Below are 25,703 nucleotides of genomic sequence, written 5' to 3'. Positions count from 1 at the left end.
GCTTTTCACACATAAAAAGGAGGTTTTTGATTATGAGCCAGTCACTCGCCAAGGATTTCAACTTCCGCTCTCTGCTGAAGTTTGCGTTTCCATCGATCATCATGATGATCTTTATGTCTCTCTACAGTATTGTGGATGGCTTTTTCATCGCACAGTACGTGGACAGCATGGCGCTTTCCGCCGCCAATATCGTCTATCCTGCCGTCAGCATTCTTCTTGCCGTCGGCATCATGTTCGGTACCGGAGGCAGCGCCGTCGTCGCTGCAAAGATCGGACAGGGAAAACAGGCGGAAGCCAACCGCAACTTTTCGGCCCTTACCCTTACCACACTGATCATCGGTATTCTGGGCGCAGTGCTCGGCAACCTGTTTTGCCGTCAGATCTGCAGTCTGCTCGGTGCAACGCCGGTGCTGATGGATTACGGTACCGCCTATCTGCGGACGATCCTTTCCTTTGCCCCGGTCTGTCTTCTCCAGGCGCTATTCCAGTCCTTCTTTGTAACAGCAGGGCGCCCGGGACTCGGACTTTCCCTTACGGTGTCCGCCGGCATTACCAACATGCTTCTGGACTATCTGTTTGTCGTTCCGCTCCATCTTGGTGTTGCCGGAGCTGCCCTTGCCACCGGCCTTGGCCAGTGCATTCCGGCCGTTGCCGGCATTTTATACTTTACCTTTGCCCGCAAAGGCCTTCGCTTCACCCGTCCGGAATTTTCCAAAGGCCTGCTCTCCACAAGCTGCTTCAACGGTTCCTCCGAGATGGTCAGCAATCTTTCTGCAGCCGTTGTCACTTACCTTTTCAACATGCTGATGCTGAAATTTGAGGGCGAAATCGGTGTTGCCGCCATCACGGCGATTCTGTACGGACAGTTTCTCTTTGTTGCGCTGTACCTCGGCTACAGTATCGGCGTTGCACCTGTGTTCAGCTTCAACTACGGCAGCCGGAACAAACAGCGGCTGATCCGGCTTTACCGCATCAGTATCCGTTTCGTTGTGGTAAGCTCTGTGATCATTGCACTTGTGGCTGCCTTCGGTTCTCCTGTTATTTCCGCTGTTTTCATGCAGAAAGGCACCTATGGCTTTGAACTGACCCGCCACGGTGGTTACCTGTTCTCTATCGCCTATCTGTTCTGCGGTACGAATATCGTCGCCTCCGGCATTTTTACGGCACTGTCAGACGGAAAGACCTCTGCTTTGATTTCCTTTTTGCGAACCTTCGTCTTTATCGTTCTCTCCGCGCTGCTTCTGCCGCTCGTGCTTGGCACCAACGGTGTGTGGCTGTCAATTCCGGTCGCTGAGTTTCTGACGCTGTTCATCTCCGTGCCGAAGCTGTCCCGCTATTTCAAGGATCCGAAAGTCGCAACGGAGACAAAAACAAATTGATTCACAAAACCCCGCACAGGGATCCGTTTTTCACCGGATCCGCTGTGCGGGGTTTCTCTTTTGCTACCACTTTTTTCCCCGGCAGTCCCGCAGTGCAATCGCCTCTGCTCCGGCTTGATTACAATCCGTTTCGGTCACCATTTTTTCCCCGGGCAGTCCCGCAGTGCAATCGCTGCCCGCATCTCCACGTAGCAGCCGCACATGCGGCACATGCCGGACAGCAGCTTTTCGCATTCCTTACAGATCGAAAGCCGCCGCTCGTATTCCTCCCCCGGCGTTTTATCGTCCGCCGGAATTCTTGCAATATAATCGTACATATTCTGAAAAAAGCCTGCCTCGTCCATCTCACGAAGCAGGCATTTTTTACAGATCCTGGTATTTCCGTCCATCAAACTCCTCCGGAACCGAATCTTTTTTCATCCCAGATATCTTCTGGTTTTTATGGTTTCCCTATTTTACGGCGATATGAAGCACACTGCATGCCGGAATGGTAAAGGAAATTCCCTCTTTGGTTGCCTGTACACCGTCAAAGGTCTGAACGCCAACCGTCTCCGGCGCTTCAAAGGTGTTCTTATCCTGCATATGGCCGGTTACGATCTCGGCTTTGATCTCGTCGGCTTTTTTTCCAAGAATTACCGCTTCTACCGGATATGCTTTCTCCAGATCCACATTCGTCATCGTGATATGAAGTACACCGTTGGCATCTATCGAAACAGATTCTGTCAGATTCGGAACCATGTATTCGTCTTCCAGACCAACCTGCTCCGTTTCCAGAGAGCTTGCCAGAAGGTCATTTTCCTGATGTACCTGATACAGATCGAAAACATGATACGTCGGAGTTTTGACCAGCTTTTCCCCCTCGGTCAGGATCATCGACTGCAGAACATTGACCATCTGTGCGATATTTGCCATCTTGACACGGTCGCTGTGTTTGTTGAAAAGATTCAGGTTGATACCTGCGACCAGTGCATCACGCATGGTATTCTGCTGATACAGAAATCCCGGATTTGTTCCAGGCTCTACATCATACCAGGTACCCCACTCATCCACGATCATGCCGACCTTTTTGTCCGGGTCATACTGATCCATAATGGCGCTGTGGCGACGGATCAGCTCTTCCATATACATCGTCTTTTTCATGGTCTTATACCAGTCTTTTTCCGCAAACTCCGTTGCACTTCCCTTGTGATCCCAGGTTTCCGGCACCGTATAGTAATGAAGCGACAGGCCATCCATCATGCCATGCTGCTGTGGGGAGATTCTGCGGAAGCATGCTTTCATCACTTCCTGCGTCCACTCATAATCATCCGAATTGGCGCCGCAGGCAATCTTCCGGATCTTTTTGTTTCCATCGTAATCACGCACAAAGGTCTGATATCTGCGGTACATATTTCCGTAGAATTCCGGATTCATATTTCCGCCGCAGCCCCAGTTCTCATTGCCGATGCCGAAGAAATCGACGGTCCACGGCTTTTCGTGGCCATTTTCCGCACGAAGGTCTGCCATCGGAGATACCCCGTCAAATGTCATATATTCAACCCACTCCGACATCTCCTGTACAGTACCGCTTCCCATATTTCCGTTGATATAGGTTTCACATCCGATCTGACGGCAGAGTTCAAAAAACTCGTGGGTACCGAAGCTGTTGTCCTCGACAACACCGCCCCAGTTGGTGTTGATCATTTTTTTGCGGCTTTCTTTCGGTCCGATACCGTCTTTCCAGTGATATTCATCTGCAAAACATCCGCCCGGCCAGCGCAGTACCGGAACTTTGATATTTTTCAGTGCTTCAACAACATCGGTACGCATTCCGTTCACGTTCGGAATATCGGAATTTTCTCCTACATAGAGTCCTTCATAAATACATCTTCCCAGATGCTCCGAAAACTGTCCCTGGATTTCCTTATTGATTTTTGAAAGCTTTCTGTTCGCATCAATTACTAACTTAGCCATAACTTGTCCCCTTTCGAGATCTTAAATTTGGCTTTATTATAGGAGATGTATCTCACTTGTGTCAATGAGCGTACAAGTTGTTTCCCCATGATTTTTTCAAAAAGTGCGGCCGTCTGGCTGCTGACCAAAAGGCCGCTTGTTTTATTTTTCATTCTGCATACAAAAAAACCGCCCTGGTTTTCACCAGGACGGTTACCGTCCGTGCGTTAGAGGATTCGAACCCCCGACCTTTTGGTCCGTAGCCAAACGCTCTATCCAGCTGAGCTAAACGCACATTTCTTTGTCGCTTTAGAACTCTTTGTTTATCACTCGTTCCCGCTGACATCATGTATATTACACTATCCTAAGAGAAAAGTCAACACCTTTTTGAAAAAAATTTAAAATTTTTTCGAATAACAGTTTTTTGTGAAAATAAGGGCTTTTTCCCCTATTTCACAGTCCGCACCAGGTAGTCTTTCTTTCGCAGTTCCTCTTCAATCAGATCCAGGGTCTGCGCAGAGTCTGCCGATACGGTATGAAAATGTTCCCCTGATGTGATATTCTTCAGCGGCCGTGATTTTCCCTGCCGGATTTCTTCCATAAACAGTGCCACCTTATTTCGTGAACTGATATTAAGTTCCGCCCGCAGTTCTCCGTAAACCTCGTGACGCACAATCACATCCAGCACAACGCCGCCGAAATCCACAATTGTATTCAGCTCGTCCTGCATCTGCTCATCCGTGTGATTCACCTCAAAGACCCGCGTCTCTCTCACCGGGCTGCTGCAGATGTAGCCGCGGTTTGTCGCAATCACATCGTATCCGGCAGCGCGGATCAGGGCAATGTCCTGGACAATCACCTGACGGCTGACTTCACAGCTCTTCGCCAGCGCTGCACCGGAGACCGGCGTCTTACTGTTTGTTATTCTTTGAAGAATCTCTTCTCTTCGTTCCTTTCCACTCATCATAAAACAAGACCTCGCATTTCGTACACTTCCCTTATCTTATCACACTTTCCGCCGTTTCTACAATAGCAGGAAATCATTTTCCAAAAGCTTTGTCAAGGACTAAAACTTTATGAAATTTTCCGGGCTCTCGTATATTCGTCCCGCCAACTGCCAATCATGAACGTATAACAGTAACGAACGGTAACCATACGTTCCATGTTTCAGGAGGATGCATACCATGGCGATCAATAAAGTTGAACTGTGCGGAGTCAATACATCACGCCTTCCCGTACTGAATGCCGAAGAAAAAGAGACTCTGCTGAAAAAGGCCCGCGAAGGAGATGCTGCTGCCCGCGAACGCTACATTCAGGGCAATCTGCGCCTTGTCTTAAGCGTGATCAAGCGCTTCTCCAACAGCAGTGAAAACGCCGACGATCTCTTTCAGATCGGCTGTATCGGCCTGATTAAGGCGATTGATAACTTCGACACGACCTTAAACGTCCGTTTCTCCACCTATGCCGTGCCGATGATCATCGGTGAAATCCGGCGGTATCTGCGTGACAACAATGCGATCCGCGTCAGCCGTTCCCTCAGGGATACTGCCTACCGCGCCATCTGCGCCCGCGAACTTTATCTCAAGCAGAACCAGAAAGAGCCTTCGATCGAGGAAATCGCCGCTGAAATCGGCATTGGAAAAGAGGATATCGTCTATGCCCTCGATGCAATCCAAAGCCCAATGAGTCTGTATGAGCCCGTCTACACGGAAGGCGGCGATACCCTGTATGTCATGGATCAGTTAAGTGATAAGAAAAATAAAGAAGAAAACTGGGTGCAGAACCTCGCCCTGCAGGACGCGGTCGCCCGTCTCAATGAGCGCGAACGCCAGATCATCCGCATGCGTTTCTATGAGGGCAGACCCAGATGGAGGTTGCCCGGGAAATCGGCATCTCGCAGGCGCAGGTCAGCCGGCTGGAAAAGTCCGCCCTGCGCTCTATGCGGAATTATCTCTCCGACGAGCGGTAACGCCCGCCGTTCACTGAATTTCTGCAAACTCCAGCCGGTAATCCGACGGCGGCATTCCATAGTGTTTCCGGAACACACGGGAATAGTAAAAGGGATCTTCAAATCCGCACGACAGCGCCGTCTGTTTGACCGTCATCCCCATCTGCAGCAGCTTTTCTGACTGCTGCAGCCGATATTCCAGCAGATACTGTCCTGGTGACCAGCCGATTTTCTTCTGAAACAGACGGTTCAGCGTTGTGCGGCTGACCGCCATTTTCCGCGCAATTGTCTCCGCGCAGAACTCACTCCTGTGATACCCTGCGGCAATCAGAGCCATCGCTCCATGATCCGCGGATCTTCCTTCTTTCTCTCCTCCCGCTGCGGCTCCGCCAGATCCTGGTACACGCCCAGAAGCGCAAGCAGCACACCGACGGCCTCCTGGCTGTTCCGGCGATAGAGTTCCATCTGGCAGAGACGCTCAAAATACGGCAGAAGCCTTTCCTGACGGAGAGGCGGCGCCGCCGGCTGCTGTGGGTTCAGTACCGACCGTGCCAGAATCTGCCGGCATTGTTCCCCGACAAAATCAACCCACACATATTCCCACGGCTCGTTCTCATCCGGCGCGTACTGCACCACCTGCTCTGGACAGATTAAAAAGCTCTGTCCGGCGGTAAGTGTGTACGTCTTTTTCCCGCAGGTAAACGTTCCCTTTCCGCTTATAATATAATGTATAATATAGCACTGCCGTACACCCGGCCCCCAGGAATGCAGATCATGGCAGTCCTGCCGCCCGGCATCGACAGGCCGGATCCCGTTCATTTCTGATACAAGCATATTCTTTCCTTTTCCCGTATTTTATTCTTTATGAAGCAAAAATCCATGCTTTTGTCTTAAAATTCCATGGTTTCGCTCTGGAAATCCATCTATACTCAAAGTACATCAAAACTTACGGGAGGTCAATACTATGATCAAACTTACACCGCCGATGGGCTGGAATTCCTGGAACACCTTCGGAGAAAATATCAATGAAAAAATGATTTTTGAAACTGCTGATGTCATGGCCGAGAGCGGCCTGCGCGATAAAGGATACGAATATCTTGTCATCGACGACTGCTGGTCTTTACGTGAACGCGATGAAAACGGCCGTCTTGTGCCGGATCCGGAAAAATTTCCGCATGGTATGAAAGCCGTTGCCGATTACGTTCATTCCAAAGGGCTGAAATTCGGTATGTATTCCTGCGCCGGAAACATGACGTGTGCCGGCTACCCTGGCAGCTATGAGCACGAATTTGTCGATGCGGAAACTTTCGCATCCTGGGATGTTGATTTCTTAAAATACGACTACTGCTACCACAGCCCGATCCTGCACGGAAAATATCTGTACCGCCGCATGGGACTGGCACTCGAGAACTGCGGCCGCGACATTCTCTTCTCTGCCTGCTCCTGGGGTGCTGATGAAACGCATGAGTGGATCAAAGAAACCGGCGCTTCCATGTGGCGTTCCACCGGCGACATCTTTGATACCTGGGATTCTGTCAAAGATCTCGTGGCACAGCAGGAAAAACTGCATCCGTACAACGGCGTCGGCTGCTTCAACGATATGGACATGCTGATCGTCGGCATGCATGGAAAAGGAAATGTTGGACTGGCCGGCTGCAGCGATGTCCAGTATCAGACACACTATGCACTGTGGGCATTCCTTGGCTCCCCGCTGATGATCGGCTGCGACATCCGCGAGATGAGCGACGAAACCCGCCGCATTCTCATGAATGACGAAATGATCCGCATCAACCAGGATCCGCTCTGCCGTCAGCCGTATAAAGTGAAAAACCATGCATGGAATGACAACGTTCTGATCTATGTGAAGGCACTCGCAGACGGAGATCTCGCCATCGGTATGTTCAATCTCAGTGATGAAAAATCACGTGCAGCCATGAATCTCGATGAAATCGGCCTTCCGTTCTCCACCGGCCGTACTCTGGAACTTACTGAGGTCTGGACCTGCGAGAACCTGTGTGCAAACAATGCATCCCTTGTCACAGAACTCGAGCCGTTTGCATCAAAAGTATACCGTGCAAAGGTCGTAAAACTCTGATGGCACGCTGTATGCAGTGCGGCAAAGAACTCACACATAACGAGATCGGCGCCCACCGTAAATTTATCAACCGCGGCGCAGAACAGTTTTTCTGCAAGCAGTGTCTTGCCGAGCATCTCGGTGTAACGCCGGAGCTCATTGACGAAAAGATCGAACAGTTCAAGCGACAGGGGTGTACACTGTTTGTATAGACCTACACTGTCTGAAATGCACACAGCCGGATTTCCGCCAAATAGAAATCCGGCTCTATTTTCATGCTGCATAAAAAATCATTTCTTCTTTATTTCTTTCAGATATGCTCCGGCATCCTTTAGGAATCCCGCCACAATCAGAAGAATTACCATCCGATCGGAAACGCTGCCACGATACTGACCGACTGCAGATTGCTCATAGAGCTTTCGGAAAAGACCAGTGCAATCGGAAGCAGAATCAGCAGAAGGCACCACATAAGCTGAATCGCTTTCGATGGCTGCTGTCCCTCTTCCAGACGGCGGTAGCTGTAGCAGGAAACCGTCAGCGCAATCGAATCAAACGAGGTCGCATAAAAGGCAATCATCGTGAGCAGCAGAACGACAAGAACCAGCGATGCACACGGGATCTTCTGGATCATGGCGATAATCATTCCATAGAGATCACCGTCTTTGGCATACCGCGCGATAAAATCCGCTTTTCCCGCCATCTGCATCCCCATCGATTCATTTCCCAGGATGATAAAGCTTAAAATCGTGGAGCCAACGCCGAATCCATATCCGCCAAGGATTGTCTGCCGCACCGTTCTTCCCCGGGAAATACTTCCGATAAAAAATGGCGCCGCCACGCACCATACCATCCAGTATGCCCAGTAATAAATAGTCCAGTTCTGCGGAAAATGCGTCTCGCGCAGCGGATCGGTATCGGTCGCCAACGTCGGGAAATACTGAATCATCCGTCCCAGCGATGAAAATCCCGTCTCGATAATATACCGCGTCTGTCCGCCGAACAGCAGCACGTACGCCAGTAGCCCGAAAAACAGATAGATGCAGAGCTTTGCCAGAAAACCGATTCCGCGGAAGCCGTGAAGCAGCGAATACGTGTACACAAAACACGTAATCAGCAGAATCACAATTGTCACTGCGTTCCGGTCCAGATTGATATGAAACAATGCATTGATTGCACTTGCCATCAGCGGCGTTGCCACGCTGAATGTCGTTGCCGTTCCTGCAAGGAGTGCAAATACCGCCAGCAGATCAATCAGCCGTCCGCCGATGCCGTCCGTCTGTTTTCCCATAATCGGACGGCAGGCTTCTGAATACCGCTGCCGGTTCCGTTTCCGCACGTGCAGCATAAACCCAAATGCGGCAGCGAGAACGAGATAAAAGCCCCACGGAATCAGACTCCAGTGAAACAGCGGGTACACGCCCGCCCACTCCTGGATTCCGCCCATCTTTTCAATCTGCGGATCAGCAGCATACATCACCCATTCTGCAAAAGAATAAAACAGAATGTCTGCCGCAAGGCCGCACGTAAACATCATGGATCCCCAGGCAAAAAAAGAATATTTCGGTTTCTCATCCTGCTCTCCTAACACAATATCGCCATATTTTGAAAATGCCAGATACAAAGAGAGCAGAAAAACGCCAAGGCCAATTGCAAGATAATAGACTCCAAAGGTATCTCCCAAGAAGAAGCGTACCTTCGCAAGAACTGTGTTGGACTGTTCCGGCAGGAGGAAAAACAAAATGCTGAGCGCTGCAATCAGTCCCAGCGGCAGCAGCGTGATCATCCAGTCAATCTGACCTTTTTTCCGTATTTTTCCGCTCTGTTTCTTTTTCGCCACTCTGTTTTCATCAACTGTATTCATGTTTTCTGTTCCTTTCTGCTATACTGCCCGATCCAGCTTATTTTTCTTCTGATTTTTCCTGCCCCTGTGCCTCATATCCGCAGTAAGACGGATCCAGATCGCAGAGTTCCGAGAAATCATCAATCTCAATCAGATCTTTGCCACATTGTCAAGTGATGAATTCAAGAAAACGGCAGCCGCAAAGAAAAATCTTTGTGGCTGCCGTTCTAATTGGCGGCTTGAAGCAAAAAAATCCCCGGTTGTACCAGGGAAATAAAAACTTTAGTATAGCCTAAAAGAGAAAGCTAGCGCCTTGAGGCGCGGCCAAGTAGAGTGGGCTTAAAGCCTGCGTCCCGAGCCACCCGTTTTACGGGTGGCAGCGACTCCTTGTCTGTTTATCTTATACTTGTCAATTTATATTATCCAATAATGTGAATTATAATATGACAGTACGGATGCATATTATAGAAACATAACTTTGAAAGAATCAAGCATAACCTGTGGAGTGACTCTTCAACGGATAAACTATTTTCACTTCATACAGTTCCGACATATGGAATAAGGAACACCAATCGCCCTCAATACAACTTTCTTTCTATTAGTTAAAAATGCACATAATCAAAAAAGAAAATCGACTTATTTTAGACAAATTCATTGACAAGTTCTGCTTTAGGTGATAAAATAAAAGTGAAAAGTCGAAATTTATATTGTTGGGAGGTAAGACCGATGATTTGTTTTAAGGTTAAGTTGCCTAACTTAATAATGGAGCATTTTTACCGACGCTGCCAGCTTTGGAGGCTTAGAATTAAAATTGTTTCTATTTGCGCATAAGTTAGGCATGATTATTTGTCTACTTATGCGCTTTTTTATTTGAATTTTCAGTATTAGCAGAAAGGAAGTGTTATACATAGATAACATATGGCTTATCCTTTTGCTTCTATTAAGTTTTTTTATGATTTTTAAGCCGGAACTTTTATGGAAAATTGACACTTCTTTTCTGTAAAAGGCGGTGAACCTACAGATTTATATCTTGGTTTGATGCGGGTTGCTGGAGTATTCTTTTTTATTGCATCCATCATTTGCATTATTGTTTTGGTTTTATAAGAGAAGGGGGGCTTTTAATGAAAAAGCTAACACGTAAGATTGTTGCACTTACTCTTTCCTTGGTTATGTGCATAAGTTTTTCTAACACTACTTTTGCTTATGCCGACAACGAGAATATCAGTTCTTCTGCTGAAGCAAGCAAAGTGAATTGGTGGAAGATTGGCTGGATTATCCTTTCAGATTATGTGGAAAAGCTTATCGATCTCGATGGACAGAGTGAAAAGGATAGTAGTTGGGCCTATCTTGTTTCACCTAGCATAGAATATAACACGGGTGATATGGGGCCTGAGGTTTATTTTCGTCCAGAAGTAGATAACAGCGTTGGTTCTATCCGTATGCATGGACATAGGATTATCTTTGTCGATATTTTTACACAGATTGCACTCATCTTGTCAGATGCCTCTGGTGATACGGTAAGTCAAGCAACTACTGGTACAAATCAGTATATGTTTTATACAAAGAAAGCAGGAGACAGTTCTGGTACATGGAAAGCACAGTTTGTTTCAACTGAGACATACAAATGGCAGTTGTATTATGCCCATTATTACAATGCCAATGCTCGTTCAAGTGTTCCTATGACGGAAGATGGATTTTACTTTGGGGATAATAACAGAGTTTATCAATTCTCTGTTGCAGAATCTTACAGACTTAATTCTCTTCCTCCAGAGGTTGTTGATATGACACAACTTAATGCTCAATTTATTAATCCTGCTGATGGAAAAACTGTAGATTATCTCAAAGACTTTAATGCTGGAGATCAAGTTCATTTCTCTGATATAATTATTGACATTAGTTATGATGCGACTGAGGATGCGACTACATTTTATTTTACCGAGGATACTTATGAGGAAAACATAGGATGGAAATTTGCAGGAAATCTTCTTGACCAATATTCCGCTGGTGATGTTCTGAATCTAACTTTTGATGTGTTGAATGTCGGAAACTATCAGGCATTACTTTTGAAAGCCTCGACTACTTTGAAGCAGCTTACGCGCATAATAACGGTGCCGCTTATCCCAATATTCAAGATTACCAATAATTTGATTTTGACATAAGGACTTATAGAAGAGGGCGTGTTGCGGATAATTTTCTGCAACGCGCCCTTTTTAGTATGCTTTAGCAAAATAAAGTTATCCCTTTTACTCTGGCCAAAGGAATAACTTTATTGCCTGATAGCATTAAAAGAAAATTGTTGTATCACTTTTGATATAAATTAAAAGTATTTAGCGTCTAAATTCTACCTTGACATTTCCCCAACAAAATTGTAAATAATCTTAACCTCCTGTGTCCTCTGACCATCAATCTTCTTGATTTCTCCAATCAGAATCCGGCTAATGAGCCGGTTCAGCACCGCCTCGTCCAGTTCCTCGATGGCGGCATAGCGCCGGATTTCCTTGATAAAAGTGCGGACTTCGCTTTCTTGCGCATCGGCACGACCTTGCATCATTGCCAGGTCATGCAGGCGTTTCTGGTTGGATTCCTGCTCCTGTTCCAGCGCCGCCGTCAGCTTCACAAACCGCTGCTCGGTCAGGATGCCTTTGGCCTTATCGGTGTACAGGCTCAGGAACATCCCGTCAATTTCCTGATTTCGGGCTTCCAGCCGCAGGCGTTCCTTTTCTGTCTGGGAGGCGTCCACCAGATACCGGTGCTCCATCCGGCGGCTGAGCCGCTGGTAGAACGCATCGGCATCCTTCATAGCCTGCGCCGCCAGTTCCTGAATGTCTTTCAGCACCAGATTGTATAAATCCCTGGCCTCGATCTTGTGGCTGGAACAGACCTTGCAGCCCATGCGGTTGTAGGTCTGGCAGATATAGTACGCCTTGTCAATCGGCTCCCGCATTTCGCCGGTGAAGCGGTTCTTCCCGGTTCGGCCCACTTTCTCATACCGCACCTGCATGGACTTCCCGCAGGTGGCGCAGTAGACCAGACCGTGGAACAGATTATAAAAGGGGCAGGAATTCCCCTGAATGGTCGGCCTGCGGTCAATGAGTTCCTGCACCTGTTCCCATTCCTCCGGCGTCACAATGGCCTCATGGCAGCCTCGATCACTTCCCACTGGTCACGGGGAATAATGTCATAGGTGTTGGAGCGGATGCCTTTCTGATGCGTCCGAAAGACCAAATGTGCGCCCTTATAGAATGGATTTCTCAGGATGTGACTGATTCTGGCTCCGCCCCAGAAATAATAGTTGGCGTCAAACTCCGTGTTGGCTTTGACATGGGTGATTGGGATTTTTTCTTCCATCAGACGTTTGGAAATCCTCATGCAGCCCAGCCCGTCAAGGGCATAGTCATAGATTTTGCGGATGATTGGCGCTGTCTCAGGGTCAATGATGAGATGCCCCTTGTCCTCCGGGTCACGCATCAGGCCGAAGGGCGGCGTCCCTCCGCAGAACTTCCCCTGCCGGGAGCGGGTGGTGATGCCTGCCAGCACCTTTTTAGAAATATCCCGGCTGTACATATCGTTCAGGATATTCTTAAAGGGCGTAATGTCCATCTCCTGACGGGTCAGGCTGTCCACGCCGTCCGTGATGGCGATATAGCGTACATTGTGTTTGGGGAAAAAGATTTCGATATAGCTGCCAGCTTCAATATAGTTCCTACCAAGCCTGGATAGGTCTTTGGTGATGACGCAGCCGATCTTCCCCGCCTCAATGTCAGCGATCATGCGCTGGAAGGCAGGGCGGTTGAAATTGCGGCCCGTATAGCCGTCATCCACATAATATTCATACTGGAACATTCCATGCTTTTCAGCAAAGTCCCGAAGCATGATTTTCTGGTTGCTGATGCTCATACTCTCGTTGTCGCCGCCGTCATCCAGAGAGATGCGGCAGTAGAGAGCGGTGATTTTCTCATAGACTTGTTTTTTCCTGCTCATAGCGTTCTCCTTCTATGAACAGGGACACGATACCATTATAGTACCATGTCCCTGCCCCTGAATCAACCGTTTTTACGCAGCGTTTTCGGCCATTTCCCGCTGTTCCAGCCATTCCTCGAAGTGTTCGCAGGTCTGGCGCTCGATCAGCTGCTCAAAGGCTTCCCGCATGGACTTCTCCCCGGAGAACTCCCGCACCACCACAAAACGGACTTTATTTTTCTGCTGTTTGCTTTTTTCCATAGGCTACCTCCATAGAGTAGCAGGCCAGACGGCAGCACTGGCAACGAAGTCCGGCAACGAACCTCTGAAAACCTGTAAACTACCGTCTGACCTGCAAATCTTACTTTATCAATTTTCTTGAAAAATCTCGTTGTTTTCGTTGCCGGAGATAGAGATAGATATTAGAAAATACCTTATTTACAGGCTTTTTCCGTATCCAGACCGGAGAATCCCCGGCAACAAACCCGGCAACCAAGTGGCAACCATCCCGGCAACAGACCGCTAATTTTATGCGATCCACTCCTTCGGCAGTTCCAGCTGGCAGCATTCTTCCTCGGTCAGCTCCACAAATCCATCTTCGTTGCCGGGCAGTTCGTTGCCGGAAACGTCCCGTTCCCAGCCCCTCTGCCTGCCATATCCGGTGAACATCCGGGGATTGGAGAATGGTTTCCAGCCCGTCACCACCGTGTTCATGATCTCGTTGATATTGTGCAGCTGCCACCGCTTCGGCTCATCGTAGGTGTGGCCCAGCGCCTCCTTGAACAGCTGTTTGGAGCAGACCATGCTGCCGGTGTAGTGTTCCAGAAAGCCCTGTATCTGTCCGGCCTCGGTGTCCTCCGGCATGAAATCCTTCTGCACCTCCACCAGCTGGCGCTGGATGGACTTGCTGAACTTCATAGAGTAGTGGCCGCTGCGGTAAATCGTCATGGCCTCCGCCCAGACCTGTAAAAGATAGGCTCTGGAGGCGTCCTCGTCCTCCAAAATGTGAACCTCTGCATTCTCCGGGTAAATCATGATCGGCAAAAAGCGCCGATTTCCGGCCCGGTCAAGGGGCAGGAAGTCCAGTGTGTTGGACGAACCGCCGAACACACACTGCCGCAGCCGGTCTTTGGGCTGGGCCTCGTAGGGCGTCCGGTAGGTTTCCTTCTGGCGGCTGATAAAGGAGCGGATTTCTTCAATGCTTTTGGCGCTGCTGGTAGCCAGCATCTCCGACATTTCGATAATCCAGTGTCCTTGCAGCTTCAGATACACCCTGTCATCGTCCAGTTTTTTCAGGTCGTCACTGAACCACTCGTCCCGGATCGCCAGCAAGCGGAAGAAGCTGGACTTGCCAGCCCCCTGACCGCCCACCAGACAGAGCATTTCCTCATATTTGGAGCCGGGGCGGAATACCCGCCGGATAGCCCCCAGCAAAAAGTGTTTCAGCATTTCCTCCACATAGTCGCTCTCGTCCGCACCTAAGAAATGATGGAGACAGGAGCGGATGCGGGGCGTCCCGTCCCAGACAAGGCCGTTTAGCACGTCCTGTATGGGATGGTAGCAGTTCTCATTCGCCACGATGGAGAGCGCCGCCGTCATCTTTTTCTCACTGGTCAGGCCATAGGTCTGCTCAAAATAGAGAAGCAGATATTTCACGTCCGTATCCGTCAGGGCACTGGTATTCCTGCGCCAGCCTAAATCCTGTACAATGTCCACCCGGTCAGTCAAAAGGTTCAGGCGGATCGCCCCACGCAGGAGAGGGTCATGGCAGAACACCGTCCGGCAGTTGCCGATGGTGTTGGCGGGCTGGCCCTTCTCGGTGACGGACAGGCTTTCCCGCACCTCATCAACGCTCCGCTCCGGCGCTAAGGCTTCGGCTGCGCTCATGGCGGCCTGCCGGGTGGCTAGCGGTAAACTCTGATATTCGCTGCTCAATCTTCCTCACCTCTTTTCCATACTCAGCGACCACGGAAGCACGTTCCTCCATGCTGCCGGACAAGAGAATATCCAGCAGATATTCCGTGTACGGTTTCTTTTGCAGGGCCTCCACGAACAGCGGATTCCACGCTTCATCCGGCGTCTGCGGGGCGTATTCCTTCTCCCAGCGTTCCAGCAGATGCAGGTAATTGCACAGCACCCGGAAACATTTCTGCTCCGCCTGCCGGTAACGCAGTTCCTCGCTGATTTTTCGCTTGACCGGCCTCCTGCGGGGCGGGTCATGGCCTTTGGCGTCATAGTGGACAGAGAAATCCTCCGCCAGCTTCAGCGCCGCCTCCTTACTGCTCAGACTAAACAGACGGGCGGTAAAATCAATCACATCCCCATCTGCCTGACAGCCAAAGCAGTGGAACCGATGGTCAATCTTCATACTGGGATGTTTGTCATCATGGAAGGGACAGCAGGCCATGCCATTCCTGCCAACCTGCACCCCGTAATATTCCGCAGCCTGCCTTGTGGTGACAGACTCCTTCACCGCTTCAAATATATTCGATTTTCTCACCTCCAGGCAGAGAAAAAAGCACCCGTTTCCGCAGAAAATCAGGTGCCTCATAACTCCATATCGTGTTTCTTTTTCGGAGCAATCCGCCCCTCACGTTCCCAGCGTTCCCGGTTATCTCGGTCAGCGTTCAGCCTGCCTTTCGCCAGCTTCTCCCGGATGGATTCTCTGGCCTTCTCCTTAATCTGCTCCTTACCGGCCTTCTTGACCTCCGGCTGCATGAGAGTTTTCTGGATTTTTGCCAGGGCGTTCTGCATGACCCGTTTGATTTTGGTAATCACTCCATCCAGACGGGCGGCAGCGTAGTCACGCTCCTTCTTCGGGGCCTTCCGCTCCGGCGAAAGCACCCACTTTTTCGTTTCCTCGATCAGACGAATATCTTCTTTGTGTGTCTCCTGCCGGACGGTATCGGTCACCACCTCCACCGCCTTGTCATAGGCCGCATCGGAAACATCATCTAACAGCGTCTCCACGTCCTCGATTTTGAGCGTCAGTTCTTCCAGCTTCTGCTCCTGCGCCGCAAGCTGCTCCTTCTGCTTCATCAGGATATAATCCTGTTTTTCCAGATAGTCCCGCCCGCCGTAGGACGGCTCCTGATCCAGATGCAGCCCATGCCGTCTGGCGATGTCAAACAGGATCGTCCGGCAGACCGCATCAAAGGTCTGCTTGCGGTTGTTGTTCCGGCCTTTGGGCTTCTCCGGGTTGGGGAGAGGGATGCCAAGTTCTTCCAGCGCCTTTTCCTGCTGGGGGCACAGTTCCCCATAGCGGTTCTCACAGTCAAAGACGTGCCGCTCATGGATGTGGGGCGTCCCCTCGTCCAGATGGAGCGCCCAGTCCAGGATGTGGATATGGGAACCGAAGCGGCGCTCAAATTCCTGATAAAACTCATTGACGATGGAAAAGAGCGTATCCGGCGAGACGGATTCTCCCATCGTGCCGATCTGGTAGATACTTTCCTCCGGGCAGGTCTTGTTGTTTTTCAGCAAGTCCTCCACAGTGCGGTTGCGCTCGGTGTGCCGGGTTTTCTCATTCCGGGCGTTCTGAGCTTCCACATAGCCGCCGTAATGCTCGTAGTAATACATCCGCTCGATTTCCTCAAAGCTGAAATCCGGCTGCTCCGGGTTCTCCCGGAACTCATGGGTGGTAAAGCCCCGGTAGCAGTCCCAGTAGACATTTTGCCTTGCCCGTTCTGCGTCAATGTGTTCGCTGTTCTCCACATCGAACCGGCGGTCATTGTGGCGGGGATTATAGGTGCCATGCTTGCCGGAGCGTCCATTGTGTCGTGTCAGTTTCAAACAGATTTCCTCCTTCCTGCGAAGATGTTCTGGGGCCGGGGAAGGGGCGGCGAAGCCGCAAATCCTGCGAATTTTGCGTCAGGTAATACCCAATACAAGTTGACGCAGGCATCAACTTTCCCTGGGCAAGGCGTTTCACCCTTGACCCGATGGGGCGGCTGCCCTCAACTGCCAAGCACTTCGTCCTTGACCCGATAATGGCTGCCGCCCTTAACCTGCCAATGGGCGTTGCCCCTTGACCCCAGCAGTGCGCTGCCGCCCCTGCACCCCGCCACAAAGGGCTGGCCGCCCTCTGTACTTCCGCACCGGCGAAGCTGGCTTCCACCGCAGGACGGTGTTTGCCAGTTTCACCGGCTCCGTATCCACACATTTGCGCCCATAGGCGGGGAGTGGATACGGAATACGCCTGCGGGGATTGCCGGTCAAAACATCGGGTGCAGACCCGTCATTTTTCCCGTAAACACCCCGATTTTAGGCGATTTTTTCTTCCGTTACCACCACCTGAAAGCCATGCTCCTTTGCGTACTCCCTTGCGGCGGCTTTCCGTTCTTCGCTGTACGGAGGCACCAGCCGGATCGACAGCCGGGACTTGTCCAGCACATAGGTCACGCTGCCCTCCGGCGTGCTGCGCTCCAACCGGCACAACAGTGGGTACTTCCGGCTGAAATCAGCCAGCCTGCGCTTCAAGCTGGCGTTGAAGGTGTAGACGCTGGCAAGGTTCTCCGCCTCGTTCCAGTTGATGATGGTTTCTTTCTCATACTTAGACAGCTTCTTCATACAGATCCTCCTCATAATCGGTGTAAGATTTCAGCACACGCAGGTTGCGCTTGAGACGGCGGTACTCGTCCATCTCCATGCGCAGATGGTGATAAAAATCCTCGTACCAGCTTTCGTTCATCTCCGTCTCCACCTTCCGGGCCAGCCCCAGCATCCGGCGTTTGGCCTCCGGGTCAACCGTCAGAGCCGTCAGCCATTTCAGCCGTGTCACCGTATTGTGGTGGCTGAGACAGCCGTAAGCGTAGAGAATCTTCTTTTCTTTCATACTCAGTGTCATAATGATTTCCTCCATTTCTTTGCTGCGGAGCCATGCGCCCCGCATGATAAACTTGTTTCCTGTCCGCCGGTCTGCCTGCAAGCCGCTCCTGCCCGGAATTTCTCCCGGCGTATCGGCCTCTTTGGTGTGCTCGATTTCTGTCCTGGCGTCACTTCCCCGGAGGCCATACCCCTTGCAGCCGGTCATTCGATTTTCAAGGTTCTGTGCCTGTCTGCAAGAACCAGTTTACCGAAAAAAGAGGCCCTTTCCCGTATATCCAAAACGTCGGAAAAACGCTCGAAATCCGCATATTTCCACGCTTATGGAATCGTGCTATAATGGGTGTAATCACTGAAAAAGATAACGAGAGAGGGGGCTTTGGATGTACGCAAAGCTGACAATCCCGGAGCGGCTCAAAGACCTGCGGGTGGTGGACAAGCACCTGACGCTGGAACAACTGGCGGAGCAGACCGGCCTGTCTAAATCCGCGCTGGGAAAATACGAAACCGATGACTACAAGGACATCAGCCCGTTTGCGATTGCAACGCTGGCGGACTTTTACGGCGTGTCCACCGACTATCTGATGGGGCTGACGGAAAATAAAAATCACCCAAACACAGAACTTCAATCTCTGCATCTGAGTGATGATATGGTGGAACTTTTGAGCAGCGGCAAAATCAACAACCGGCTTCTCTGCGAACTGGCTGCCCACCCGAATTTCCGGCGGCTGATGATAGATATGGAAATCTGCATCGACCAGATCGCCAATATGCGGGTGGAGCAGATGAATCTGGTGTTGGAGGCCACCCGGCAGACCGTCATGAGCAAGTATGCGCCCGGAGAAGATGACCTCTATATGCGGACGCTGGAACTGGGGCAGGTGCAGGAAAGCGATTTTTACAGCCATGTCATGCACGATGATCTGGACAGCATCGTCCGGGACATCCGGGAAGCACACCGCAAGGACAAGACCACCGCCGACCCGCAGCCCACGCTGGATGACGTCAAGGAAAAGTTTGAACAGGCGCTCGAACAGGGCAGCCAAGAGGAAGTGGTAATCCACGAATTTTGCGACAGAATGCAGATACCCTTCGAGAAGATTTCCTCAGAGGACTTCTCTGCATTTTTGCGGATACTGAGCCTGTCCAAAATGCTCAAAAATCCCAACAACATGAGAGGAAAGGCCAAGCCGCAGCCGTACTATGCGCCCAAGCGGAAGAAACGCAGATAACAGGAAAGCCGCCCAATCTGTACCGTTGGACGGCTTTCGACCCGTTTGTGGGCGGAATAAAATATGTGGTTATACATCCGTTAGCTGACCGTTTTCATCAGCTTTTTCATAAACTTCCAGAGACGGATGCCATCTTTGAGGCCCAGCCGGTAAAAGAAGCACTCGCTTTCTGCACCAGAATCGAAAATAGAATCACAGTAGTGTCTTACAGCGTCCTTCTGTTCCTCAGACAATGCGCTGATTGCTTTTTCATACTCGTTTTCCAAGCGAAGGCAGTCCTCTTTTTTCTCCGTGCCGGTTTCTGCCTCCCGCCACTTAGCAAACTGGCTCTGCATCCGCTCCTGAATCATCAAATCAACCAATTTTTCTATATCTGTACCCATAAGCGCCCCTCCTTATGCTGGGCGGATATAATTCCGGTATGTTTCCAGGACGGAATCTGACACACCGCTTTTATATACTTTGCGGATGTCGGAGATTTCCTCTTGCTTCAGCAGTTTCAGCCATTTCAGCAGCTCAGCCCTGCCGTTGGCAAAGTTACAATAACGCCCATCGGCGTATTCGATACGGTATCTCATAGACAGGCACCTCCTTAAACAAAAATCATCTCAGAGAGGATGATTTCCTCTGCTCGGCTGCGAATGCTGTTCATGCCCCCGACCCACGCAAGCTGGTCACGGGCTTTCAGTTCCTCGGTGACACCCTCCGCCTCCTGCATCTGCGAGACGATACACGCCAGCCGGTCAGCGGCCTGTTCGTTCAGGTCAGCAAGATATGTCCAGAGTTTTCCCGACAGAAGCAGGGCATTGTACTGGCCGGGCCGGTGTTCTTGCAGAAACGCTTTGTGCATCCGGCCCCACCGCCCAATGGGGCGGCTTTCCTCCGGTAGCTCCAGATCGGGGATGTAGTAGTCTCCCACCAGCGTGTAGCTGATTCCGTTTTGATGGATTTTCTTTGGTAAATGCTCCATGTTCGACCTCCTGTATTCAGTTATTTCAGAATCCAGTTGATCGTGTCCCTGTTCATGATAAATTCAAGGCAACTGAACTCTTCACGAACAAGTATGGCATATCGCCTTCCTGCATAGGATAAATGCCAAGCTCATATTCTTCAAAATGACAGAACATCGCCACATCATCCCAGTAAATCTGGCGGTTCTGTTTTTTTTCAAATTCCAGTTCCAGGTGGCGTTTCAGCCGCTTTCCGTCCTCCCGGTTCCAACGTGATACACTGAAGAGCTGCCAGCCGCCCTTACCGCCGGTCCGGCTACAGGAACACACGATTCCATCCTTCACCTGCATCAGCCATTCATCCGTCTTTTCGTCCGTCCAGACAGCATTGTAGCCAGAATGCGTAAATTCCGGTGCAAGAATTTCTTTTTTGTATATAATCTGATCCCCATCCAGAATCATTGCATTTTCCAACTGTTCCCGCGCCACATAGAGCGATGCAATATTATTGCAGGAATCCCAGTATGGATTTTCGATCAGTGTCACACCTTTATATTCTGCGGTAAGGCACGCAAACTGCTCTTTCCGATATCCCACTACTACATAAATCTCATAAATTCCATTTTCATGCAGCGCCTGAATCACCGTATCAATCATGCGGACACCCTTCACACGGATCAGCGGTTTCGGCGTAGTAAGCGTTACCGGCCGCATCCGCGTTCCCGTTCCCGCCGCCATGATAATTGCACGTTCTACATGATTTTTCTGCTGAATTTCACTTCCCGGTCTCTGCCCCACATCCATCGCTTTCATTCTTCCACCCTCTTATTCTTCCTGACCTTTGCTTTTGGCAAGCTCCTGCTTAACAAGTTTATAGTAATCCTTAGCATATCGGTACTGTTTCAGCGAATACTCGCCAAACTCCACGCCTAACCGGCTCTTATACTCACACCAGTTGCTCCATAAAAGCCCGCACACCGCAATGTATGCATAAATTTTCGTGCGCACCTCCTGCGGACAGCCTTCCGTAAAATAACTGTCGATCAGCGCATCCACCTGCGGACGGTCATACATGGCGTAAATGCAGAACATCGCCAGATCCACATGTGCATCCTGCATGCCCGCATATTCCCAGTCAATCAGACGAATTTCCGTTCCGCCGTTTTTCTCCACAAACAGAAAATTGTCCGGCACCGCATCAATATGCGTCAGCGTCCACACCTTCGGCTGCGCTTCCAGATAAGCCTCAAGCTCCAGCACATGCGCTTTCGTCGTGCTGTAATCCCGATAAACAGACGGTTCTCCCTCCCACAGACTTTCATAGTATGCGATCTGGTCAAACAGCGAAAACGTATGCTCCACGCTCAGATGCTCCTCATGGAAGGAACGGAGCTTTTTCATACAGGCCTGCACATCCTCAGGGTTTTCCGGATCGCAGACACGCGCACCCTCCAGGTATTTCGTAATCTTATAGCCGTTTTCCGGATTGATCGACACGATTTCATCGCAGATGCCCTTTCCGTCCAGTGTCCGATATACCGTCGCCTCCTGCCTGCGGTTGATCAGAAGACTCGTGCCTTCCCCCGGAATTCTCATAATATACCGCCCGCCGCGACAGCGGAATAAAAACGAACGGTTTGTCATTCCCTTTTTCAGGACCTCAATTCCCGTAATCTCCTCACCGGAAACCGAAAGCACCCGTTCAATTTCTGCCATCGCATCCGACTTCAGCTGATCCGAATTTTCATCCAGTTCCCGCAGCTGCTCGTAGGTATTGATCTCCACCACAGCTCCTTCCGGGACAAGCTTTGCCTGCACCGGCATTCCGTTTTCCGCAAAAAGGGCATCCTCCCAGAAAACATGGTCATACCGGCGATCCTGTACCATCGTTTCGATTCGCCGCGCCATCGACTGTGCCACAGAATCCGTCAGATAGCTGATGCCGATCATATGATTTCCTTCTTTTTCCCCGCCTGAGGCACAAGCTCCCACTTCCGGCTCACACGAACCGTACTGTCTGGATCTTTTGCATCGCTCACCAGATACCAGGAATACCACTCATACTCCGAAAACGGATTTTCCCGGCACCAGAGGTCGCACGGCATAAGATACGTTTCACCAAGCTGCGGCAATACCTTTGCCAGGGAATGCAGGTTGTTTTTCTCTGCATACTCCATATTGACAACCAGCTTCACGCCATACCGGTCAACCAGATAATCGTACTGTTCCTTTTTAAAACCAACGACAACATAAATTTCCTTCACCTTTACCGCATGAAGCTGACGGATCAGCCGCTCGATCAGCGGTTCCCCCTCTACTTCCAAAAGTCCTTTCGGCGTTTCCATATTAATCGGCACCATCCGCATTCCATATCCGGCAGCCAGAATCACCGCGTTTTTCGGGCGATGCTTTGCCATCTCAAGCCTGGCTTTTTCCGTCAGCTCCATATCTGTTGTTAAAAAACCCTGCCCCTGCAGCGCTTTCACCGAACGGTTTACCATTCCCAGTGAAAACCCACACCGCTCCGCCAGCGCACGCTGGTTCCGGCAGTGGTATTGCAGAATCACGTTCAAAATATCCGATTTCTGTTTGTTCATGTACATCTTTCCTTTCGTTTTCGTGAACATCGTTATTATAATACAGGACCGGCGGCATGTCAAGCTGCCAGCCGATCCCGAAAATAAATCCCCTAAATGCTGTATCGCTGTCCGCACAAGTGGACAGGTCTATTAATCCTTCTCGTATCTTTCAATCAAACACTGATGCTCCTTGGTACTCTTATCATAGTTAATTCCCACAAGCAGAATATCACCACTATAGCTCAGAATTGAGGAAGGATATTTTTTGTCCTTGATCTGTTGCACAGCTGTTCTCACGTTTTGATTCCACTTGAGTTCTACAATCAATGCCGGATAGTCACTTTTGTACTCAGGTTTCGGTATAAACACAAAGTCTGCAAACCCTTTACCTGTCGGAAGTTCCCGAATCGGTTTGAAATAGTACTGCATCGCACTCAAATATGCGATTGTCAGTACACTGCTAAGTGAATTTTCATTGTTATACTGAATAGAAGAAGCATACTCGTTATGGATTTTTTCAATCTGAACCGCAACCGCCACCCCATCCATGTCGAGCGTTGAATCCAGTAAATTTTCTGAGTCCTGCTGGAATTTCAGCAACTCATTCCAGGGCTTGCTCTCGACAGCTGTCGTTAGTTCCTGCCGAATTTCCTCATTGGGCACAAAAGCGGTTTTCAATTTTTGATTATATCCCAGGTATCCCAGGTGAATCATGTAGGTCAACACATCGTCCTTGCTCTTGATATTTATCGTATCATTTTTAAAGGTTGCCGTGTTCACCTTCACTTCTGAGCCGGAGAGCATTTCTATGATTGCGGTTTTCAGACCATCATAATTCATATTGATCAATGGTACAACCGTATCATAAGAGGCCGTTTCAGACCAATAACTCTTATATTCTCCTCTTAGCATTACGCTAACAACTGCTCTGGGATTATATACTTGATGATCCCTCAGAAGATAGCCGTCATACCAGCGTTTTACTTCTTCAAAATCCTGATCATATTCTTCAGCTAAGCTTTTTACTTCTTCCTCCGTAAATCCAATATACGGCGCCAGTCTGCTCGGACTTAGCATTGTGAACTCATCAAAATTATTCAGTGCTGACTGTGTTTTCTCCTTTTTTATCGGAAGAATGCCCGTCAGGTACGCAAGCTGGATATACTTTGTTGGTTCTGTTCCTTTAAACATTCCTCTGAGAAAGTTGATATAGTCTTCCTGTGCCTTCGCATTAGAGGCTTCGTCGCGAATAAGGACATCCCATTCATCAATAATGATAATAAACTTTTTCCCTGTCAGGGCGTTGATCTGCGATAAAGCTTCTGGCAGGGATTTTGTCTCCACCGGAAGAGCATCTGGATAGTACTCCTTAAGCTCTGCAATCGTTCTCTCCGAAATATAAGGGACTACCTGTTCTGATCCCCCAGCTGGTTCCATACACCATTGAATGTCAAGATGAATGACGTCATACTGGTTCAAATGCTTCTTAAAATCTGTGCTTTTGCTGATTTCCAAATCAGCGAACATTGCTTCTGAATTGCAGCCTCTGCTGTAATAAGCCGTTAGCATATTCGCTGTAACAGACTTTCCAAACCTTCTCGGACGACTGTTGCAAATATAGCCTTGTAACGTATTTAGCACCTTGTTTGTATATTTAATGAGTCCACTTTTGTCTACATAAATTTCAGAATTCAAAGCAACCTGGAACGCAGAATTGTCTGGATTAACAAACATTCCCATAATGTATCACGCTTCTTTCCCGGGCAGCATGGTACACCATGCCTGCTATATTTAAATTTTACCGTAGCTGTTCAAAAGACAATTACATTTTATCATCTGACAAGGCAAATAGCAAGTTACTGTGAACGGTGTGAACCAATATGCCCAGATTAAGTTACAGTTCACTGGTTCCCAGCGAACCGTAACATTCGCAGCCCTCATCCATGTGCAAGTTTTTTCACCATCCTCCTTCCGGTACAAGATCCACGCAGACAATCTCCGGAATATTATTGAACCGCGGAATCACCTCTGTATTTCCAAGCCCCGCAGACAGCACCAGATGCCGTTTTCCATCCTTTGAATCAAAAACACCCTTCAGCCGTCCCGGAAACCAGCCCATATCCGGCGCATATACACCGCCGATCCCAGGTAAAATGACCTGCCCTCCGTGAAGATGACCGGAAAACACGCAGTCCATGTTCCATTCCTCCAGGGCATCATTTTTCAGCCAGGCAATCGGAAGATGACTAAGCAGGATCTTGTAACGGTCGGTATTCTCAAAATCCCACAGAAATATACATTCGCTAAGATCCGCTTCCTCCGTTTCCAGGTATTTGTCCGGCAGGCAGTAACCGTAAATGCCGCCGATGCGAAGAGACTGGCCTTTTACGGTGATATCCCGGTATTGGTGCTCCAGAACGATTGCACCGGCGTCCTGATACAATTGTGTGATGTCTGTGCCAAAATTGTCCCGGTATTCTATCTCATGATTTCCCAGGGACAGATAGACGGGAGCAATCTCGCATAGAGAAGAAATTAAATTGGTAGCAATCTCTGTGACGGGCTCTCCGGAATTTAACAGATCCCCCGTAAGCAGGATCAGATCGGGGGACTGACTTGCTATCCAGTCAATCAGCTCCTGATTATCTTCTCCAAACTCGCTGTTGTGCAGATCCGTCAGCTGCAAAATCCGGATTGGGGTGTCGATCTTGTCGGAGGGGATCTGATAGGAAGAGTAGCTTAGGGAGTGTTTCGATTGGTCGAGGTTTTGGCAGGTTGTGATTCCGAGGAATAGAAGTATGGTGATAATGAGCGTCCATTTATGCTGCCTTGATGTTTGCATTGATTTATCCATATTTATATTTTTCGATATTTGTTCATTTAATATTATAAATAATTCATATTTGGGATTTCAGATTTTTCTCAAAACACTTTTTATTATTTCTATTAAATATTTCCCATTCATCAGTTTTATGGTAACAAACA

At 49.5% G+C, this 25,703-nt stretch carries 24 protein-coding genes, 1 tRNA gene and 3 pseudogenes; 6 read left to right on the top strand and 22 right to left on the bottom strand.

The window, feature by feature from the left end; genetic code table 11:
• The first annotated feature begins 32 nt into the window (after positions 1-32).
• Positions 33-1,379 carry an MATE family efflux transporter gene (locus DXA55_RS08465; protein WP_117813738.1) on the top strand — a complete coding sequence of 449 codons (1,347 nt, stop codon included), beginning with the start codon at positions 33-35 and terminating at the stop codon, positions 1,377-1,379.
• A gap of 134 nt (positions 1,380-1,513) precedes the next feature.
• Here the strand turns inward: DXA55_RS08465 and DXA55_RS08460 are convergent, their stop codons facing one another.
• The 4 genes from DXA55_RS08460 to DXA55_RS08445 form a co-directional block, all read right to left on the bottom strand.
• Complete coding sequence (locus DXA55_RS08460; RefSeq protein WP_117813736.1) at positions 1,514-1,768, bottom strand: DUF6171 family protein; 255 nt, start codon at positions 1,766-1,768, stop codon at positions 1,514-1,516.
• A gap of 61 nt (positions 1,769-1,829) precedes the next feature.
• Positions 1,830-3,332 (bottom strand): alpha-N-arabinofuranosidase, encoded by a 1,503-nt coding sequence (locus DXA55_RS08455; RefSeq protein ID WP_117813734.1) that lies wholly within the window; start codon positions 3,330-3,332, stop codon positions 1,830-1,832.
• A 200-nt stretch (positions 3,333-3,532) separates the two neighbouring features.
• A tRNA-Arg gene (locus tag DXA55_RS08450) sits at positions 3,533-3,606 on the bottom strand.
• A 153-nt stretch (positions 3,607-3,759) separates the two neighbouring features.
• Positions 3,760-4,275 (bottom strand): transcription repressor NadR, encoded by a 516-nt coding sequence (locus DXA55_RS08445; RefSeq protein WP_055220692.1) that lies wholly within the window; start codon positions 4,273-4,275, stop codon positions 3,760-3,762.
• 220 nt (positions 4,276-4,495) lie between these two features.
• Between DXA55_RS08445 and sigG the strand changes: the two are divergent.
• Positions 4,496-5,280 (top strand): annotated as a pseudogene (gene sigG / locus DXA55_RS08440) (RNA polymerase sporulation sigma factor SigG).
• 10 nt (positions 5,281-5,290) lie between these two features.
• Here the strand turns inward: sigG and DXA55_RS19250 are convergent.
• Together DXA55_RS19250 and DXA55_RS08430 are read right to left on the bottom strand one after the other, a co-directional pair.
• A complete protein-coding gene (locus DXA55_RS19250; RefSeq protein WP_442857659.1) occupies positions 5,291-5,533 on the bottom strand; it encodes a helix-turn-helix transcriptional regulator in 243 nt (80 codons plus the stop codon).
• Positions 5,534-5,586: 53 nt separating this feature from the next.
• Positions 5,587-6,093 carry an AraC family ligand binding domain-containing protein gene (locus DXA55_RS08430; protein ID WP_117813730.1) on the bottom strand — a complete coding sequence of 169 codons (507 nt, stop codon included), beginning with the start codon at positions 6,091-6,093 and terminating at the stop codon, positions 5,587-5,589.
• A gap of 130 nt (positions 6,094-6,223) precedes the next feature.
• Between DXA55_RS08430 and DXA55_RS08425 the strand changes: the two genes are divergently transcribed.
• Both DXA55_RS08425 and DXA55_RS08420 read left to right on the top strand, forming a co-directional pair.
• Entirely contained in the window at positions 6,224-7,354 is a 1,131-nt protein-coding gene (locus tag DXA55_RS08425) for a glycoside hydrolase family 27 protein (protein WP_117813728.1), read from the top strand.
• On the top strand, positions 7,354-7,545 hold the full coding sequence (locus DXA55_RS08420; protein ID WP_022461561.1) for a hypothetical protein: 192 nt from the start codon (positions 7,354-7,356) through the stop codon (positions 7,543-7,545). Before DXA55_RS08425 ends, DXA55_RS08420 begins: the two co-directional genes overlap by 1 nt.
• 78 nt (positions 7,546-7,623) lie before the next feature.
• Here DXA55_RS08420 and DXA55_RS08415 read toward each other — a convergent pair.
• Positions 7,624-9,194: pseudogene (locus tag DXA55_RS08415) on the bottom strand (BCCT family transporter).
• A gap of 1,100 nt (positions 9,195-10,294) precedes the next feature.
• Here DXA55_RS08415 and DXA55_RS08405 point away from each other — a divergent pair.
• Entirely contained in the window at positions 10,295-11,332 is a 1,038-nt protein-coding gene (locus DXA55_RS08405; RefSeq protein ID WP_117813726.1) for a hypothetical protein, read from the top strand.
• A gap of 182 nt (positions 11,333-11,514) precedes the next feature.
• On the opposite strand, the pseudogene DXA55_RS19245 reads toward DXA55_RS08405, so the two are convergent.
• The 7 genes and pseudogenes from DXA55_RS19245 to DXA55_RS17695 all read right to left on the bottom strand — a co-directional run bounded on the left by DXA55_RS19245 (position 11,515) and on the right by DXA55_RS17695 (position 18,165).
• Positions 11,515-13,154, bottom strand: a pseudogene (locus DXA55_RS19245) (recombinase family protein).
• 72 nt (positions 13,155-13,226) lie between these two features.
• Positions 13,227-13,394, bottom strand: a complete 168-nt coding sequence (locus DXA55_RS17290; RefSeq protein ID WP_164468434.1) for a hypothetical protein — start codon at positions 13,392-13,394, stop codon at positions 13,227-13,229.
• A 267-nt stretch (positions 13,395-13,661) separates the two neighbouring features.
• Positions 13,662-15,020: a virulence-associated E family protein gene (locus tag DXA55_RS08390; RefSeq protein WP_055221981.1), complete on the bottom strand. Its 1,359-nt coding sequence runs from the start codon at positions 15,018-15,020 to the stop codon at positions 13,662-13,664.
• Positions 14,980-15,684 (bottom strand): CHC2 zinc finger domain-containing protein, encoded by a 705-nt coding sequence (locus DXA55_RS08385; RefSeq protein ID WP_055266766.1) that lies wholly within the window; start codon positions 15,682-15,684, stop codon positions 14,980-14,982. The genes DXA55_RS08390 and DXA55_RS08385 overlap by 41 nt, the downstream gene beginning before the upstream one ends.
• Positions 15,681-16,925: a hypothetical protein gene (locus DXA55_RS08380; RefSeq protein WP_055266764.1), complete on the bottom strand. Its 1,245-nt coding sequence runs from the start codon at positions 16,923-16,925 to the stop codon at positions 15,681-15,683. The genes DXA55_RS08385 and DXA55_RS08380 overlap by 4 nt, the downstream gene beginning before the upstream one ends.
• Before the next feature lie 471 nt (positions 16,926-17,396).
• Positions 17,397-17,702 carry a hypothetical protein gene (locus DXA55_RS08375; RefSeq protein ID WP_055222220.1) on the bottom strand — a complete coding sequence of 102 codons (306 nt, stop codon included), beginning with the start codon at positions 17,700-17,702 and terminating at the stop codon, positions 17,397-17,399.
• Positions 17,686-18,165 (bottom strand): hypothetical protein, encoded by a 480-nt coding sequence (locus DXA55_RS17695; RefSeq protein WP_226906287.1) that lies wholly within the window; start codon positions 18,163-18,165, stop codon positions 17,686-17,688. The genes DXA55_RS08375 and DXA55_RS17695 overlap by 17 nt, the downstream gene beginning before the upstream one ends.
• Before the next feature lie 175 nt (positions 18,166-18,340).
• On the opposite strand from DXA55_RS17695, the gene DXA55_RS08365 reads away from it, so the two are divergent.
• On the top strand, positions 18,341-19,189 hold the full coding sequence (locus tag DXA55_RS08365) for a helix-turn-helix domain-containing protein (RefSeq protein WP_055266762.1): 849 nt from the start codon (positions 18,341-18,343) through the stop codon (positions 19,187-19,189).
• Between the two features lie 80 nt (positions 19,190-19,269).
• Here DXA55_RS08365 and DXA55_RS17690 read toward each other — a convergent pair whose 3' ends face one another.
• The 8 genes from DXA55_RS17690 to DXA55_RS08330 form a co-directional block, all read right to left on the bottom strand.
• Positions 19,270-19,572 carry a hypothetical protein gene (locus DXA55_RS17690; protein WP_055219875.1) on the bottom strand — a complete coding sequence of 101 codons (303 nt, stop codon included), beginning with the start codon at positions 19,570-19,572 and terminating at the stop codon, positions 19,270-19,272.
• A 12-nt stretch (positions 19,573-19,584) separates the two neighbouring features.
• Positions 19,585-19,767 carry a hypothetical protein gene (locus DXA55_RS08355; RefSeq protein WP_055219873.1) on the bottom strand — a complete coding sequence of 61 codons (183 nt, stop codon included), beginning with the start codon at positions 19,765-19,767 and terminating at the stop codon, positions 19,585-19,587.
• A 14-nt stretch (positions 19,768-19,781) separates the two neighbouring features.
• A complete protein-coding gene (locus DXA55_RS08350; RefSeq protein WP_055219871.1) occupies positions 19,782-20,159 on the bottom strand; it encodes a TnpV protein in 378 nt (125 codons plus the stop codon).
• Positions 20,160-20,211: 52 nt separating this feature from the next.
• Entirely contained in the window at positions 20,212-20,952 is a 741-nt protein-coding gene (locus DXA55_RS08345) for an NTP transferase domain-containing protein (RefSeq protein WP_242998424.1), read from the bottom strand.
• A gap of 12 nt (positions 20,953-20,964) precedes the next feature.
• Entirely contained in the window at positions 20,965-22,089 is a 1,125-nt protein-coding gene (locus tag DXA55_RS18620; protein ID WP_330415177.1) for a choline/ethanolamine kinase family protein, read from the bottom strand.
• Positions 22,086-22,736, bottom strand: a complete 651-nt coding sequence (locus tag DXA55_RS18615; RefSeq protein ID WP_330415176.1) for an NTP transferase domain-containing protein — start codon at positions 22,734-22,736, stop codon at positions 22,086-22,088. The genes DXA55_RS18620 and DXA55_RS18615 overlap by 4 nt, the downstream gene beginning before the upstream one ends.
• 132 nt (positions 22,737-22,868) lie before the next feature.
• On the bottom strand, positions 22,869-24,458 hold the full coding sequence (locus DXA55_RS08335; RefSeq protein WP_117813724.1) for an AAA family ATPase: 1,590 nt from the start codon (positions 24,456-24,458) through the stop codon (positions 22,869-22,871).
• Between the two features lie 217 nt (positions 24,459-24,675).
• Entirely contained in the window at positions 24,676-25,572 is an 897-nt protein-coding gene (locus DXA55_RS08330) for a metallophosphoesterase (protein WP_117813722.1), read from the bottom strand.
• Between the last annotated feature and the right edge of the window lie 131 nt (positions 25,573-25,703).

Source organism: Blautia sp. OF03-13 (genome assembly GCF_003460685.1).
In the GTDB taxonomy this organism is placed as follows: Bacteria; Bacillota; Clostridia; order Lachnospirales; family Lachnospiraceae; genus Fusicatenibacter; species Fusicatenibacter saccharivorans.
This window is presented reverse-complemented; position numbering and strand designations above follow the sequence as displayed.

What these genes read in the sequence shown, in the direction of transcription:
- DXA55_RS08465 (WP_117813738.1), top strand. Translation starts at nt 33, where the DNA reads ATGAGCCAGTCACTCGCCAAGGATTTCAACTTCCGCTCTCTGCTGAAG.
- DXA55_RS08460 (WP_117813736.1), bottom strand. Translation starts at nt 1,768, where the DNA reads ATGGACGGAAATACCAGGATCTGTAAAAAATGCCTGCTTCGTGAGATG.
- DXA55_RS08455 (WP_117813734.1), bottom strand. Translation starts at nt 3,332, where the DNA reads ATGGCTAAGTTAGTAATTGATGCGAACAGAAAGCTTTCAAAAATCAAT.
- DXA55_RS08445 (WP_055220692.1), bottom strand. Translation starts at nt 4,275, where the DNA reads ATGAGTGGAAAGGAACGAAGAGAAGAGATTCTTCAAAGAATAACAAAC.
- DXA55_RS19250 (WP_442857659.1), bottom strand. Translation starts at nt 5,533, where the DNA reads ATGGCGGTCAGCCGCACAACGCTGAACCGTCTGTTTCAGAAGAAAATC.
- DXA55_RS08430 (WP_117813730.1), bottom strand. Translation starts at nt 6,093, where the DNA reads ATGCTTGTATCAGAAATGAACGGGATCCGGCCTGTCGATGCCGGGCGG.
- DXA55_RS08425 (WP_117813728.1), top strand. Translation starts at nt 6,224, where the DNA reads ATGATCAAACTTACACCGCCGATGGGCTGGAATTCCTGGAACACCTTC.
- DXA55_RS08420 (WP_022461561.1), top strand. Translation starts at nt 7,354, where the DNA reads ATGGCACGCTGTATGCAGTGCGGCAAAGAACTCACACATAACGAGATC.
- DXA55_RS08405 (WP_117813726.1), top strand. Translation starts at nt 10,295, where the DNA reads ATGAAAAAGCTAACACGTAAGATTGTTGCACTTACTCTTTCCTTGGTT.
- DXA55_RS17290 (WP_164468434.1), bottom strand. Translation starts at nt 13,394, where the DNA reads ATGGAAAAAAGCAAACAGCAGAAAAATAAAGTCCGTTTTGTGGTGGTG.
- DXA55_RS08390 (WP_055221981.1), bottom strand. Translation starts at nt 15,020, where the DNA reads ATGAGCGCAGCCGAAGCCTTAGCGCCGGAGCGGAGCGTTGATGAGGTG.
- DXA55_RS08385 (WP_055266766.1), bottom strand. Translation starts at nt 15,684, where the DNA reads ATGAGGCACCTGATTTTCTGCGGAAACGGGTGCTTTTTTCTCTGCCTG.
- DXA55_RS08375 (WP_055222220.1), bottom strand. Translation starts at nt 17,702, where the DNA reads ATGAAGAAGCTGTCTAAGTATGAGAAAGAAACCATCATCAACTGGAAC.
- DXA55_RS17695 (WP_226906287.1), bottom strand. Translation starts at nt 18,165, where the DNA reads ATGACCGGCTGCAAGGGGTATGGCCTCCGGGGAAGTGACGCCAGGACA.
- DXA55_RS08365 (WP_055266762.1), top strand. Translation starts at nt 18,341, where the DNA reads ATGTACGCAAAGCTGACAATCCCGGAGCGGCTCAAAGACCTGCGGGTG.
- DXA55_RS17690 (WP_055219875.1), bottom strand. Translation starts at nt 19,572, where the DNA reads ATGGGTACAGATATAGAAAAATTGGTTGATTTGATGATTCAGGAGCGG.
- DXA55_RS08355 (WP_055219873.1), bottom strand. Translation starts at nt 19,767, where the DNA reads ATGAGATACCGTATCGAATACGCCGATGGGCGTTATTGTAACTTTGCC.
- DXA55_RS08350 (WP_055219871.1), bottom strand. Translation starts at nt 20,159, where the DNA reads ATGGAGCATTTACCAAAGAAAATCCATCAAAACGGAATCAGCTACACG.
- DXA55_RS08345 (WP_242998424.1), bottom strand. Translation starts at nt 20,952, where the DNA reads ATGAAAGCGATGGATGTGGGGCAGAGACCGGGAAGTGAAATTCAGCAG.
- DXA55_RS18620 (WP_330415177.1), bottom strand. Translation starts at nt 22,089, where the DNA reads ATGATCGGCATCAGCTATCTGACGGATTCTGTGGCACAGTCGATGGCG.
- DXA55_RS18615 (WP_330415176.1), bottom strand. Translation starts at nt 22,736, where the DNA reads ATGAACAAACAGAAATCGGATATTTTGAACGTGATTCTGCAATACCAC.
- DXA55_RS08335 (WP_117813724.1), bottom strand. Translation starts at nt 24,458, where the DNA reads ATGGGAATGTTTGTTAATCCAGACAATTCTGCGTTCCAGGTTGCTTTG.
- DXA55_RS08330 (WP_117813722.1), bottom strand. Translation starts at nt 25,572, where the DNA reads ATGGATAAATCAATGCAAACATCAAGGCAGCATAAATGGACGCTCATT.